Source organism: Arcanobacterium pluranimalium (assembly GCF_016907845.1).
GTDB classification, from domain to species: domain Bacteria; phylum Actinomycetota; class Actinomycetes; order Actinomycetales; family Actinomycetaceae; genus Arcanobacterium_A; species Arcanobacterium_A pluranimalium.
Window position 1 is genome coordinate 82,167 of the sequence record NZ_JAFBCS010000001.1, and the last position, 14,028, is coordinate 96,194.

The 14,028-nt window shown below is 52.9% G+C and carries 12 protein-coding genes; 4 read left to right on the forward strand and 8 right to left on the reverse strand.

What is annotated here, in order from left to right:
* The first annotated feature begins 30 nt into the window (after positions 1-30).
* The gene (locus JOD55_RS00375) at positions 31-1,431 is read left to right on the forward strand and encodes an MFS transporter (protein WP_239538918.1); all 1,401 of its coding nucleotides are present in this window, start codon (positions 31-33) and stop codon (positions 1,429-1,431) included.
* 70 nt (positions 1,432-1,501) lie between these two features.
* On the opposite strand, the gene pyrB is transcribed toward JOD55_RS00375, so the two are convergent.
* The 6 genes from pyrB to JOD55_RS00405 are packed head-to-tail and all read right to left on the reverse strand — an operon-like array spanning position 1,502 to position 7,140.
* Entirely contained in the window at positions 1,502-2,707 is a 1,206-nt protein-coding gene (gene pyrB / locus JOD55_RS00380; RefSeq protein ID WP_204397569.1) for an aspartate carbamoyltransferase, read from the reverse strand.
* Between the two features lies 1 nt (position 2,708).
* Positions 2,709-3,371, reverse strand: a complete 663-nt coding sequence (pyrE, locus tag JOD55_RS00385) for an orotate phosphoribosyltransferase (protein ID WP_204397571.1) — start codon at positions 3,369-3,371, stop codon at positions 2,709-2,711.
* A 59-nt stretch (positions 3,372-3,430) separates the two neighbouring features.
* On the reverse strand, positions 3,431-4,159 hold the full coding sequence (gene pyrF, locus JOD55_RS00390) for an orotidine-5'-phosphate decarboxylase (RefSeq protein WP_275587003.1): 729 nt from the start codon (positions 4,157-4,159) through the stop codon (positions 3,431-3,433).
* Complete coding sequence (locus tag JOD55_RS00395) at positions 4,149-5,081, reverse strand: dihydroorotate dehydrogenase (RefSeq protein ID WP_204397578.1); 933 nt, start codon at positions 5,079-5,081, stop codon at positions 4,149-4,151. The genes pyrF and JOD55_RS00395 overlap by 11 nt, the downstream gene beginning before the upstream one ends.
* Positions 5,060-5,902: a dihydroorotate dehydrogenase electron transfer subunit gene (locus JOD55_RS00400; RefSeq protein WP_204397580.1), complete on the reverse strand. Its 843-nt coding sequence runs from the start codon at positions 5,900-5,902 to the stop codon at positions 5,060-5,062. The genes JOD55_RS00395 and JOD55_RS00400 overlap by 22 nt, the downstream gene beginning before the upstream one ends.
* Complete coding sequence (locus tag JOD55_RS00405; protein ID WP_204397582.1) at positions 5,899-7,140, reverse strand: dihydroorotase; 1,242 nt, start codon at positions 7,138-7,140, stop codon at positions 5,899-5,901. Before JOD55_RS00405 ends, JOD55_RS00400 begins: the two co-directional genes overlap by 4 nt.
* A 204-nt stretch (positions 7,141-7,344) precedes the next feature.
* On the opposite strand from JOD55_RS00405, the gene JOD55_RS00410 reads away from it, so the two are divergent.
* The 3 genes from JOD55_RS00410 (at position 7,345) to JOD55_RS00420 (ending at position 9,902) form a co-directional block, all read left to right on the forward strand.
* Positions 7,345-7,917, forward strand: coding sequence for a TM2 domain-containing protein (locus JOD55_RS00410; RefSeq protein WP_204397584.1), 573 nt, complete (start codon positions 7,345-7,347; stop codon positions 7,915-7,917).
* Between the two features lie 275 nt (positions 7,918-8,192).
* Positions 8,193-9,272, forward strand: coding sequence for an inositol-3-phosphate synthase (locus JOD55_RS00415; RefSeq protein WP_204397586.1), 1,080 nt, complete (start codon positions 8,193-8,195; stop codon positions 9,270-9,272).
* 144 nt (positions 9,273-9,416) lie between these two features.
* Positions 9,417-9,902, forward strand: coding sequence for a hypothetical protein (locus JOD55_RS00420; protein ID WP_204397588.1), 486 nt, complete (start codon positions 9,417-9,419; stop codon positions 9,900-9,902).
* On the opposite strand, the gene JOD55_RS00425 is transcribed toward JOD55_RS00420, so the two are convergent.
* Together JOD55_RS00425 and clpB are read right to left on the reverse strand one after the other, a co-directional pair.
* A complete protein-coding gene (locus JOD55_RS00425; RefSeq protein ID WP_204397590.1) occupies positions 9,872-11,110 on the reverse strand; it encodes a TIGR04053 family radical SAM/SPASM domain-containing protein in 1,239 nt (412 codons plus the stop codon). The two genes, JOD55_RS00420 and JOD55_RS00425, sit on opposite strands and share 31 nt — an antisense overlap.
* Positions 11,111-11,190: 80 nt before the next feature.
* Entirely contained in the window at positions 11,191-13,842 is a 2,652-nt protein-coding gene (gene clpB / locus JOD55_RS00430) for an ATP-dependent chaperone ClpB (protein WP_204397592.1), read from the reverse strand.
* Positions 13,843-14,028 lie beyond the last annotated feature (186 nt).

The following is a 14,028-nucleotide window of genomic DNA, read 5'->3' on the forward strand; positions in this document are numbered from 1 at the left end:
CGCAGTACACCCAAAATTAGGAAAAACAATATGTCACTCACTGCAATGGAGCAGGTAGATACCCTGCCATTAACGAGAAACCAAAAATCACTTATCGGGCTCACGATTGTGGGCAATATTTCCGAATTCTTTGATCTCTTCCTCATCGGATTCGTTATTCATCTTTTGATGACGACGCCGGGCTGGCAACTGACCGGTTTTGAGGCAGGAGTCATCGGTGCCGCTTCGGGTATTGGTACCGTGCTTGGCGCTATTTTGTGGGGCCGCTTGGCCGATATGATTGGACGGAAAAAGGCTTTCATCTGGTGCATCGGCGTGCTCGTGTTCTTCACGGCTATCACGCTCACTATTCAGCCAGGTCAATGGCAGCTTTTGAGCTTGTACCGCATCGGTGTATGTATCGGCGTTGGCGGCCTCAATATTACGTCGATTCCTTTCGTGCAGGAGTTCGTACCTGCGAAACAGCGCGGCTTGCTTTCTGGTTTGACCTCCGTGTTCATTCCACTTGGCATTTTCCTTGGTTCGCTCGCTACGAAGGTGCTCGGCGAGCCTTTCGGTTGGAAGGGTCTTATCGCATTGGGCTGCGTTCCGGTAGTACTTATTGCTTGGGCGGCGCTCGTTCCTGAATCGCCACGGTTCTTAATTGCTCAAGGCAAGATTGACGAAGCACGTAAAGCATACGCTTGGGCAATGAACATTCCTGAGAGTGAAGTAGGCGCCTTGCCTTCTGATACCGCTGAAAAAGCAACCAAGAATGCTTCATATGGATTCGTGCTGCGCAAGTATCCAAAGCAGCTGGTGATTATTTCACTCGGTTCATTCTGCTTTATTTTGGGTGCCTTTACCGTTCAGTCGTGGGGTCAGAGTATTTTGGGCGAGAGTTTCAAGTTTGATGTTTCCACTGTTGCGTACATGTTCATGGGTGTTTCTCTCGCCGATCTGCTTGGACGTCTCGGTTCGGCTTGGATTTCTGATCGGATTGGACGCCGCCGCACAATGTTCATTTGGGGTTTGATTGGCGCGGTTGGTTGCGTTATTGCAGCTATTTCAGCGAAAGTTGCATCGGGCATGTTCAGCGGTGGCGGTGCTGAGACTGCCAGCACCACGCATACGGCTGGAATTGTGTTCTTTATCGGAATCGTCATTGCTATGGCTTTTGGCGACGGCGCATTCGGTATCCTCAACGCCTTTGGTGCTGAGCAGTTCCCCAACGATGTGCGCTCCACCGGTGTTGGTTTGGGATACGGCATCGGCGCGATTGCAAAGGTAGTTGGCCCATACTTCGTTGGTGCACTCATCGGTGGCGGAAAGCCAACCCCTGACGTTGTGTTCTTACCGTTCGTGATTTTCGCAGTTTTGCTGGTTGCAGGTGGATTTATCTATCTCCAAGCTGAAGAAACTGCTGGTAAGCAACTCGAACAGATCGGGTGAATTTAGGTTGGGTTGGGGGCGGTGGTTGTCCGCCCCCAAACCACCCACCTATCTACCTCCCCCAATATACTCAGTTCTTCGCAGTCTCCACTAAACTCTCACAGTAAAAGCAACGGTATTGACTTTTCTCAGCCACCGGCCGCACAAGTGGCGTAATACTCGGTTCAGCTGCTGATATACACTGCGTATTGCCGCACTTTTCCGGCGCTTGTTCAATGTGCATGTTCGATGTCGATTCCATATCGGCCACTGGTTCCACCCCAGCCTGCGCCCATCTCCCATTGAGAAGCTCATTAATGAGCGCCATACGTATGTATTTGCCATTCAAAACCTGCTCAAAATAACAAGCTCGCGGATCGTCGTCTACATCAACCGCAATCTCATTCACACGCGGCAACGGATGCAAAATACACATATCGAGCTTCGCTTTTACGAGCTTCTCCCGTCGCAAAATGTACGAGTCCTTCAAGCGCATATACTCGTTTTGATCCTTGAACCGTTCTTGCTGAATACGGGTCATGTACAATACGTCAAGGTACGGTAGCGCTTCGTCTAAACTCTCAGTTTCCATCACTTCAACACCGCATTTTCCGAGCACATCGGCGCCAATATAGTCCGGCATCCGCAGTTCTGCGGGCGAAATGAACACCATCTTTATCCCCTCATGCCGCGCCAAAGCTCTCACCAAGGAATGAACCGTACGCCCATACTTCAAATCCCCGCAAAAGCCAATGGTCAGCCCGCTCAATCGCCCTTTTTCTCGATAAATCGTCAAAAGATCAGTGAGTGTCTGGGTTGGGTGATTATGCCCGCCGTCGCCCGCATTAATCACCGGTACGCTCGCATTCAACGCCGCTACCAGCGGCGCCCCCTCGAACGGATGCCGCATTGCCACAATATCGGCATAGCACGAGATAACCCGAGCTGTATCCGCCACACTCTCACCTTTAGCTACCGACGAGCTGCTCGCCTCAGAAAAACCAAGCACTCTGCCACCTAGCTCGTACATTGCCGCCTCGAAGCTGAGCCGCGTGCGAGTGGACGGCTCATAAAACAGTGTGGCAAGCTTCTTTCCTGCACATGCACGCGAATATTTTTCAGGATTGTCGGCAATGTCTACTGCGCGCGCGATAAGCTGCTCAATCTCCGCCACATTCAAATCGAGAATATCAATGAGGCTGCGCGCTACTTTTGCTGCGGATCTTGCCGTGAGCTTCCCCGCGGCATCGCCCGCAGGATTCCCCGCCGCGGTCAGCGTGTTCTTTTCCGCCGCCATCTCAATTCTCCTCGTCTAGCTGCGCGTTTTGCCACGATTCGTCACTCGGATTCGCGCGGAAAGCCAGCAACTTTGCCACACTTGCGACGTCGATATACCCCGTTTTCGCTGCTACACGCGCAATATCATCAAAGGTCACAAGCGAAACTTCCTCCACACCGGCGTCCGCAAAAGCTCGCTTTGCTCGTTCCATTCCGTAGGTAAAAATACTGACGACGCCGAGCACCTGCGCACCAGCCTCACGCAGCGCTTTTACCGTATCCAGCACCGATCCACCTGTAGAAATAAGATCTTCCACAACGACGACCCGCATGCCCGGCTCCAGGCGTCCCTCTATCTGATTTTGCCGCCCATGATCTTTACTTCCCGAACGCACGTATCCCATCGGTAAACCCAGCTTGTCTGCCACTATTGCGGCATGAGCGATTCCAGCTGTGGCTGTGCCCATTAAACATTCAACGGCCGGGAACTGTGATTTCACCAGTCGTGCAAAGGCCTCCTCTACCCGGTTGCGCACCGCAGGCGCCGTCAAAATCAGTCTGTTATCGCAATACACTGGACTTTTGATTCCACTTGCCCATGTGAACGGATCATCGGGGCGAAAAAACACCGCCTGAATATCAAGGAGGTCTTTCGTAATAATCTCACTGCTCGTATCGTTCATTTGCTTCTCCATCCCACGCTCCCAATCGTTTTCATCTCTCAACTCTGCATCCACCTGCATTAACGTAACTTTTCACCACAAAAGTCACGTAAGCACTGCTCATAAACAGCAACAGGATCCTTTGCCTGCGTGATCGGACGGCCAACCACGATGTAATCCGAACCCGCCTCCCGCGCAGCTCGCGGCGTCATGACGCGCCGCTGATCGGCGTCGTCATTTTCCGCAAAACGAATACCTGGGGTAACGGTGAGAAACTCTGCGCCGCAAGCTTCATGGACGCCCGCCGCTTCCAGCGGGGAACAAACGACGCCGTCAAGCCCTGCTTCCCGCGCATTCGCAGCATATGCCGCAACCACTCGCTCCAATGGTTCATTTATCAGCAGATCATCGCGCATACGCACTTCGTCGGTGCTGGTGAGTTGAGTGACGGCGATCAGTATTGGTCGCGTGCCCTCAGCGCACGCCAGCCCCTCGCGCGCCGCGTTCATCATCTCAATCGTTCCTGCTGCATGTACATTGCACATATCAACACCTAATTCACTGAGCACCGCCATCGTGCGCCGCACAGTATTGGGAATATCGTGCAATTTGAGGTCAAGGAATATCCGGTGGCCACGATCCCTTATTTGCCGCACAATCTGCGGTCCGCTAGCGTAAAACAACTCCATCCCGATTTTCACAAAGGGCTTTGTTTCTTGGCGCTCAAATAAGTCAAGAAACTCCTCTACAGCACTTTGACCCGCAAAATCACACGCCACAATCACATCTTTGGCCATCTCATTCTCCATTCCTTTTCTGTGCTATTTCTCCGATAAGTTGCTCTAAAGTGTCGATACCCAAGCGATCCATCACCGCTGGTAACTCCGAGATGATGCGCGGGCACGCGAAAGGATCAACGAGGTTTGCAGTACCCACCTGCACCGCCGTCGCTCCGGCAATCATCATTTCGATCACCTGCTCGGCGCTATGCACGCCGCCAATTCCAATAACCGGAACGTTTACTGCATTGCTCACTTGGTGAACCATCCGCAAAGCAAGCGGGAATATAGCTGCGCCTGAAAATCCGCCCACTTGGTTGGCAAGTATCGGCGCGCGAGTCTTGAGGTCAAAACGCATCCCAATCAGCGTATTTATAACGCTCAGAGCGTTGGCTCCGGCCTCCACACACGCTCGCGCAACGGCCACGACGTCGGTCACATTAGGCGATAACTTCACCACCAATGGCTTGCCGGTCACTTCACGCACTGCTGCCGTAACCTGCGCTGCCGAGTCAGGATAGCTACCGAAGTTCACGCCACCACCATGCACATTGGGGCAACTGATATTGAGCTCCAACCAGCCAATATTCGCTTCCTCGTCCAATTCGCTCGCAACGTGTTGGTACTCCTCAACCGTGAATCCCGAGATATTTGCCATCACCGGCTTAGCAAAGAACTCTTTAATCCGAGGCAATTCCACGCGCTTCACTTCTGCCACACCAGGATTTTGCAGGCCAATCGCATTGAGCATGCCCGCTTCACATTCGGCCACCCGCGGCGTGGGATTACCAAAGCGCGCCTGCCCGGTAGTGCCCTTAAATGCAAAACTGCCCAGAATATTCAGATCGTAAAGCTGCGAAAACTCATAGCCGAAACCAAAAGTTCCCGAGGCCGGAATTATCGGATTCACCAGGTCAATCCCGCATAAATTCACTCGCAGTCGCTGTTCCATGCCATCTCTTCCACTCGCACAACTGGACCTTCCACACACAGACGCCGATACCCGCCGTCGGCAGCGCGAAATGAACACCCCATACACACCCCGAAACCGCACGCCATTCGCTCCTCAAAACTCAACTCCCCAGGTGCGACGTCCAGTGCGGCAATAGCCTCAAGCAACGGGTGCGGCCCACACGCATACACGTAACTGATCGGTTCCTCCTGAGCGAGCTGCGTGAGCGCCGTCGTGACGAGACCTGTTTCGCCGGCACTTCCGTCAACAGTGCATACGCGCACGTCACACCCGAGAGCGCGGAACTCTTTTTCATAAAAGACCTCGCTGGCAGTGTTGAATCCGAGGAGAACTCTTGGCGTTACGCCGCACTCAACCAGCCGGCGCGCGAGCAAAAATAAAGGCGGCACTCCAACGCCGCCGCCTATCAATACTGGATCGCTTCCTGATCGGGAAACGTCAAAACCATTTCCCAACCCGAGGAGAACATCGAGTCTTTCACCCTCTCCTATCTGCGATAACGCTCGCGTCCCCTCGCCGAGAACTTTATATATGAGTGTGACGACGCCGCTGCGCCCGCGTTGCGCGTCAGTTACCTCTGCTATTGCGGCATTGTTTTCAGGCGCAGTTACGTCGCACACGGACAGTGGGCGCCGCGTGGAAAATCCGGGAACTTTTATATTTACAAACTGCCCTGGTTTTTTGATGGCCGATATATCCCCACGCAGCTTTATTTCAAAAATATTGCGGGCGATTTCGCGGTTGCGCATCACTGTGAGCAGGGTTTGTATCATGGTCGATTTCGCTGGTGGAATCATCATTGACCTTCCTCTGCACTAATCGCGGCAGAATCTAGATATGCAATATCCCCACCACATACTGTGAGCAGGCATTTTCCAAATAACTCTGTTCCAGCAAAGGGAGTCGCTCTCCCTTTCGAAAGGAACTCACTAGGGTCGAGCGCTTGGACGTACTCCAAGTCCCATACACTGAAGTCCTCACCCAATGGAATACCGAAACGTTTGCGCGGATTATGCACGTAGAGCTGCATTGCTCGTTCCATTGTTATCACCTCAGGCCTCACGAGGTGCGTATATATTGCTTGAAAAGAGGTCTCGATGCCCACCACGCCAAAAGCGGATCCGGCCAGTCCGCGGGATTTTTCTGCAGCCGAATGTGGTGCGTGATCTGTGGCGATCATATCCACTGTGCCATCGACGACTGCCTCAAGTAGCGCAAGACGATCTCGAGGCGAACGCAAAGGCGGGTTCATCTTAAAGCGCCCGTCCTCTTGCAACATCGAATCGTCGAAAACAAGGTAATGCGGTGCGGTTTCGCAGCTTGCGTCAATGCCATCAGCTTTAGCTTGCCGCATGAGTTCTACGCTTTCAGCACAGGAAATATGGCACGCGTGGAAAGCGACGCCGGTGTCTTTCGCAAGTTCGAGGTCTCGTTCCAGCTCACGCCATTCGCTTTCTTTCGGAATACCTACGTGATTATGGGCGCGCGCGTAATCGCCGTCGTTGATATAACCATTGCCTTTAAGCTGGGCATCCTCACAGTGCGCTGCGATCACTTTTCCCAGCTCTTTGGCTATCAACATCGCTTCGCGCATCAGTTCACGCGACTGTATTCCCATGCCGTCGTCGGAAAACGCGAGCGCATAAGGTGCCATGTTGTGCAGATCAGCGAGACGCTCTCCTCGTTCGGCAACAGTAATCGAACCATAAGGGTAAACGTTAATGGGGGCGCCGGCGTCGTCGATATATTCTTGCGCCAACGCAATATTTTTCAATGAATCTGGAACCGGATCGAGATTTGGCATAGTGCCGACGGCGGTGAAGCCACCTCGCGCCGCAGCTCTCGTGCCAGTTACCACCGTCTCTTTATAAGAAAAACCCGGCTCTCGGAAGTGCACATGCACATCGCAGAAGCCGGGAAAAACGGAAAACCTATCCGAGTTGAGAAACTCAAGGAGTGGATTTTCATCAGGGATACGCGGAGGAATTGGTATCGCTCCACTACATTGAGTGGAGTCGGGCTTAGTCAAAGCAATCATCGCTGTTATGCCAACCTCTCAAGGTTTCATCGTGGGCAGCGCGGGCGTGCGCCTGACGTTGATTCTGAACAAGAATAAGTTTCTCAGCATCCAAAGTCAATGCGATTATCAAAATTCGGAACGTTGCGCGTCACATTACGGACTTAAATAGAGCCGCCAAAAGCAAAATTAGGGAATCCAAAGTTTTCCGGTACAGTTAGCTCCATGGAGGATAAGACTCAGAAGTCTGAACGTGACAACTCTGTATTTAGCGCAGCGCCTGATCCGCTGCTTGATCTACGTGCTGACGTTGACGTCAACATCTACGAGCCAGGTTCGCTCTTTTCGCGACACAGCCCGCAGGGCATGAGTGCGTGCGCTAAAGAATCTTTCAGCAAGGTGCATCCTGATTTTATGTCCGCATGGCGAGCTCACCCCTCACAGTTCGGACGCAAACAGGTGCAGCCGCCGTCGCCGAACGTCGCCCCGACCCCATCCAGTTACAGTAGTTTTACGACGCCGCAGCGCCCACTACGTTTCGACGCTGAAAAGAAAACTCGTGGCACCGCCGTCGTCCTGGGATTGCTCTTTGGGTTTCAAGGTGCACACAATTTTTACTGGGGGCACGTCAATCGAGGAATCTTAGATGTGCTGTTGTGGGTAGCATGCCTTTTTGCGTTTTTCTACTCGGGAATCCTCCTTATGATGTTGCCCGTGGCAATATACGTGGGTGTTGAATTGATCCAGATTTGCATGGCACGCGGAATTTATCGCGAACTTCCGATGCCACAGTATTAACTGGTTGAGCCTGACGTTATTGGCGCACGGCTTTTCGCACTGGCTCCTTTTAGGCGTATGAGCAGGTAAAATGTGGATTTTACCGACGTGCGTGCCCGCAGTTTCTTCTTAAAAACTGGTTATTTGGAGACCGATTTTGGCGAGCCTGTATTAACTGAGCCGATTTAAATTTGTTAAGACAATTGATAATTTTGCTTCAACGTGGAAAGATCGAAATGTTAGGACATTTACGTCCATCCGATCTCGGCCAGACCATGGCTAAACGAGGAGAATATATGAACAAGATTCGCGTAGGTATTGTTGGCGTCGGAAACTGCGCCAGTTCCCTAGTGCAAGGCGTCCATTTCTACCGCGATGCAGACCCATCCGATACGATCCCAGGTCTTATGCACGTCAATTTTGGCGGCTACCATGTGAACGACGTCGAATTCGTGGCTGCGTTCGACGTAGACGCACAAAAAGTTGGCAAGGATCTTTCCGAAGCTATTTGGGCCAGTGAAAACAACACCTACAAGTTCACTGACGTTCCACATATGGGAGTGACCGTAAGCCGCGGCAAGACTCTTGATGGTCTCGGCGAATACTACCGGGCCACAATTGAAGAATCTGACGCTCCCGAAGTCGATGTTGTGCAAGCTCTCAAAGATGCCCAGGTAGATGTGCTCGTTTCTTACCTGCCAGTGGGTTCAGAAGAAGCCGACCGTTTCTACGCGCAATGCGCTATCGACGCCGGTGTGGCATTCGTGAACTGCTTGCCGGTGTTTATCGCTTCCAACCCTGAGTGGGCTGCAAAGTTCGAGGCTGCGGGCGTGCCGATCGTGGGTGACGATATTAAGTCGCAGTATGGCGCAACAATTTCGCACCGCGATATCGTGCGACTCATGGAAGAGCGCGGTGTGCGGATTGATCGCACTTACCAGCTCAATGTGGGTGGAAATATGGACTTCAAGAATATGTTGCAGCGCAACCGTCTTGAGTCGAAGAAGATTTCTAAGACCAATGCCGTCACTTCCAATATGACTGGTCCAGTGAACGATCATGATATTCACGTTGGCCCATCTGATTACGTACCTTGGCTCGAAGATCGCAAGTTTGCTTTCGTGCGCATTGAGGGCACGACCTTTGGTGAAGTACCAATCCAGATGGAGTACAAGCTTGAAGTTTGGGATTCGCCAAACTCAGCAGGCATCGTGATTGACGCTATCCGCGCCGCAAAGATCGCGCTTGATCGCGGCGTCGGTGGGCCAATCCTTTCGGCCTCGTCCTACCTGATGAAATCGCCACCTGAGCAGCGTCGCGATAACATCGCCCGCGAATCAGTTGAAGGATTTATCCGCGGCGACGTACAGCGCTGATCGACTTATTATCAGGCTAACTCTGCTGTGTGGGGGTGGAGATGGGTATTTTCCCATATCCACCCCCGCCGCTATACTGAGATAAAATGTTCGACTTTATATTTCTGAAATGCGAAGCTAACAGAAACAAATCGAATTATAACAGTGAGCGAGAAAGCAATGACGCACAATAATTTCAACAACGTTTACATCAGTTCACAACGGCCGGCAGCATCCGCACTTAATATAGCCAGTCGAATCATTCCCTCACTAGCTCTAGCAACGTTCGCATATTTCTACATGCTTGCAAAAAGCCCACTCCATTGGCTCACACAGCCACTAGGTATCGCCATTATCGCATTAGAAGTCCTGGCAATATGCACAGCTCTTATTTCGACTCGGCACAAGATTTATGCAATCGGAATTGTTATTGCACTTCGTGCAGCTATTATCGTCTTTGCAATTGGAGCAATCTTTGCGTTAACGAAACTCACCGCACTTCCGAGCACGGGCGGTCTACTGCGGGACTACGCTAACGAACTAACGATTCCTTTGCTCGCCGAGCTCCTCTTTCTCGCGTTTAATGTGGCCTTCCTGCGGCTCGCGCGAGGAGCGGATCCTCACCACGTAGCAGGCATTTCACCTGCGTAACCCTCAGGTATATACGCACACGATGGATCGGCAGCAAGTGGGTCGCGCGTCAGGGCGTAAGCCGTGGAGCGCGACCCGCCACAAAAGTGGTTATACTCGCACACTCCACATTTCCCACCAAAAAGCTCAGGGCTGCGCAATTGCCGCATTACCGGCGAATCGGAATATAGCTGCGCCAACGGCGTTTCTTTCACCGATCCTACATGAATCGGCAAAAATCCCGACGGATACACATCCCCAACATGGTCAATAAACACAAACCCCGAGCCAGAATTAACAGCCAACGGCGTGCGCGGAACCCGAGTCTTTTCCGGAGTAGCTCCCAATAAACGCGTCGTCTCTTGCGTCAGCCAATAATACAGCTCTCCATGCTCAGGCAAAGCATTCCCAGTCTCAGCAGCTCGCGCACGCTGGAAAGCAATACGCCGATACTGCGGCGCCTCCGTCGTCTTAATCGCAATCCGATCCGACACATCGTGTAACCACTGCAATACGTCCTCTCGCTCGAGCGGCGAAAGCATGTTCAAATTAGCACCACGCCCAGTTGGTACCAGCATGAATATGTACCACATGAAGGCTTGCAACTCGATCGCTTTTGCGAGCATAGCCGGCGCTTCCTTGATATTTCCGCGGGTCAAGGTGGAGTTGATCTGCAAGCGGAACCCCACCTCATTGATGATTTTCGTAGCTTCTACAGTTTTGTCGAAAGTGCCTTTGATGCCACGGAAAGCGTCGTGCGTTTCAGCAGTTGCGCCGTCCATCGACACTGACATCGCCTTACCGCCAGCCTCCCGCAAGGCAACTAGGCGTTCCTTGGTGAACAAAGGAGTGACGGATGGCGAAATCGACATCGAAAGCCCCAGTTCAGTTCCGTAGCGCACCAGTTCAACGAGGTCGTCACGTTCGAAGCAGTCTCCACCAGTAAGGACGACGAGCGGCAGAGGTTTCGAATAACTAGCAAGTTGACGCAGCAAGTCTTTCCCCTGCTCAGTGGTGAGCTGGCCGGGCGCAGCATGACGCTGCGCCTCGGCTCGGCAATGTGCACACACAAGCCCACACGCTCTGGTAACCTCCCAGATCGCGATAAACGGTTTCTCATTCAAATCGTGCCGGATTTCGCGCACGATTGGATGAGCTCGGCGTTCACCTGGATGCCCCTGATTCCCGCCGGGATGCTGGCGTTCGCCTAAATGCTCATGGTGCTCCATACAGCTCAACTCCTTAGATCTCTCCCATCATAATCTCACCGGAAAGAAATCCTTAGGACTTTAGCGACACACCCACTTATTCACTTCTGCACGCTGAGCTTTAACCGTTGATGAACACCGTCAATACGATTCCCACCACCTGCGACACTCTCAAAATCGCTCAGGTCAAAATCTGCGGCGTCAACTACCACGGCATCGCCGTCCTGTACTGCACCAGCCAAGAGCATGCGGGCAAGCTGGTCACCAATTTCGCGTTGAATCAACCGACGCAATGGGCGGGCACCAAAAGCTGCATCATAACCATCAACAGTGAGAATATCTTTCGCCGCCGGCAGCACGTCAAGCGAAATTCTGCGCGAGGCAAGCCGCTGCGCCACTTGCGCAACCTGCAAATCTACAATCTTCCCAAGCTGCTCAATCGTCAGCGGCTCGAACATAATCACGTCGTCCAAACGGTTGAGGAACTCGGGCTTAAAATGAGCACGCACAGCGCTCATCACCGCCGAATTCTTCTCCTGCACACCAAGTTCAGGATCAGAGAGGAACTGCGATCCAAGATTCGACGTCAAGATCAAGATCGTATTTCGGAAATCAACCGTGCGCCCCTGACCGTCCGTAAGGCGTCCGTCGTCGAGCACCTGGAGAAGTATATCGAACACTTCCGGATGCGCTTTCTCGACCTCATCTAGCAGCACCACACCATAAGGACGACGCCGCACTGCCTCCGTGAGCTGCCCACCTTCTTCGTAACCCACGTATCCCGGAGGAGCACCCACCAAGCGTGCTACGGAGTGTTTCTCACCGTACTCAGACATGTCGATACGAACCATGGCGCGCTCGTCGTCGAAAAGAAAATCTGCGAGAGCTTTTGCCAGTTCCGTTTTACCCACACCCGTCGGACCAAGGAATAAGAAAGAGCCGGTGGGGCGATTCGGATCGGACACGCCAGCGCGCGAGCGACGCACCGCGTCAGACACCGAACGCACCGCACTATCTTGACCAATGAGGCGTTTGCCGAGGTAGCTCTCCATATCGAGAAGCTTCTCCGTCTCACCTTGCAAGAGCCTACCCACTGGAATACCAGTCCAGGCAGCAATCACTTCAGCGATACCCTCTGCATCTACTCGCTCAGCAATCATTGGCACGGCGTCTGTAACCTGAGATTCTTCAGACTCACCCTCCGCGATTTGCCGCTCCACCTGTGGAATCTCTCCATTTTGGATACGTCCAGCATCTTCATAGCGCCCTTCACGGATAGCTTTTTCCAGTTCCGTACGCAATTCATCGAGCTTTACGCGCAAATCGCCCACTTTGTTACGACCAGCTTTTTCGGCCTGCCAGCGCGCGTTGAGCCCAGCCAACTCTTCAGATTTATCAGCCAACTCGGCTTCCAAGCGCTCAAGACGCTCAGCTGCACCGGCGTCGTCTTCCGAATCGGTCTCTTCCAGATAAGCTTTCTCCATCCGCAAGCGGTCTACCTGCCGTTGGAGCACGTCAATTTCCTCAGGCGAAGAGTCTAGCTCCATACGCAGCCGCGAGGCCGCCTCATCTACCAAATCGATGGCTTTATCGGGAAGTTGGCGCCCAGAGATATAGCGATCAGAGAGCGTTGCCGCAGCTACGAGCGCTCCGTCAGAAATCGTCACCTTGTGGTGCGCTTCGTATTTAGGTGCGATGCCACGCAAAATAGCGATCGTATCCTCGACCGACGGTTCACCAACGAAAATTTGCTGGAATCTACGCTCAAGCGCCGGATCTTTCTCGATATTTTCGCGGTATTCATCGAGCGTAGTGGCACCAACGAGTCGCAATTCGCCGCGGGCAAGCATCGGCTTGAGCATATTACCCGCATCCATGGCACCCTCAGCACCTCCACCTGCGCCGACCACCGTGTGGAGCTCATCGATAAAGGTGACCACTTCGCCGTCGGAATCTTTGATCTCTTGCAACACCGCCTTAAGGCGTTCCTCAAACTCGCCACGATACTTCGCTCCAGCAACCATGCCTGCGATATCGAGCGAGATCAGGCGCTTGTCACGCAAAGACTCAGGCACATCGCCGTCCACGATACGCTGCGCAAGCCCTTCAACAACCGCAGTTTTACCAACGCCCGGCTCACCGATCAGCACTGGATTGTTCTTCGTACGCCGCGAGAGTACTTGGATCACTCGGCGAATCTCGGAATCGCGGCCAATCACTGGGTCAAGTTTTCCCTCACGAGCAGCTTGAGTGAGATCTGTGCCGTATTTTTCGAGCGCCTTGAAAGTGCCCTCCGGATCAGGAGACTGCACTTTTGCAGAGCCACGCACCGAGGGCAGAGCAGCAAACAACTGATCACGGTTTGCACCGGCACTGCGCAGAATATCTCCTGCCGAGCTGTGCGAGCTAGAAATTGCCAGGAGAAGATGCTCGGTCGAAATAAACGAATCACCCAGCGCACTGGCTTCTTGACCAGCGTCGTTGAGCACTTGCGAGAGATTACGGGAAGCTTGTGGCTGTGCCACGCTAGACCCTGAAGCTCCAGGTAGCGCAGTGAGCTGCGCTTGCACACGTTCCGCGATTGCGTTTCGATCAACGCCGACGGCGTCCAGCAACGCAACTGCCACACCTCCCGTTTGCTTGAGCAAAGCTGCGAGGAGATGGAGTGGTTCGAGTTGCGGATTTCCTGCTGCGGAGGCACTCTGGATCGCTTGCGCGAGCGCCTCCTGTGATTTAGTTGTGAGTTTGTCCATGACGTTCTCCTGATTGTTGATGTAAGTCAATATTCACTCAATGTAACGCAATAATAGTTGAGTCTATTCCACTCAACTTAGCATGTCGATAGGTAAGCTGGTTTGCGTCCACAAACAGGGCAAATGGGAGGTTGTGTCAGATCGGGAGCGGAAGGGATTTGGGTATAGATGCGATGTGACGTAACC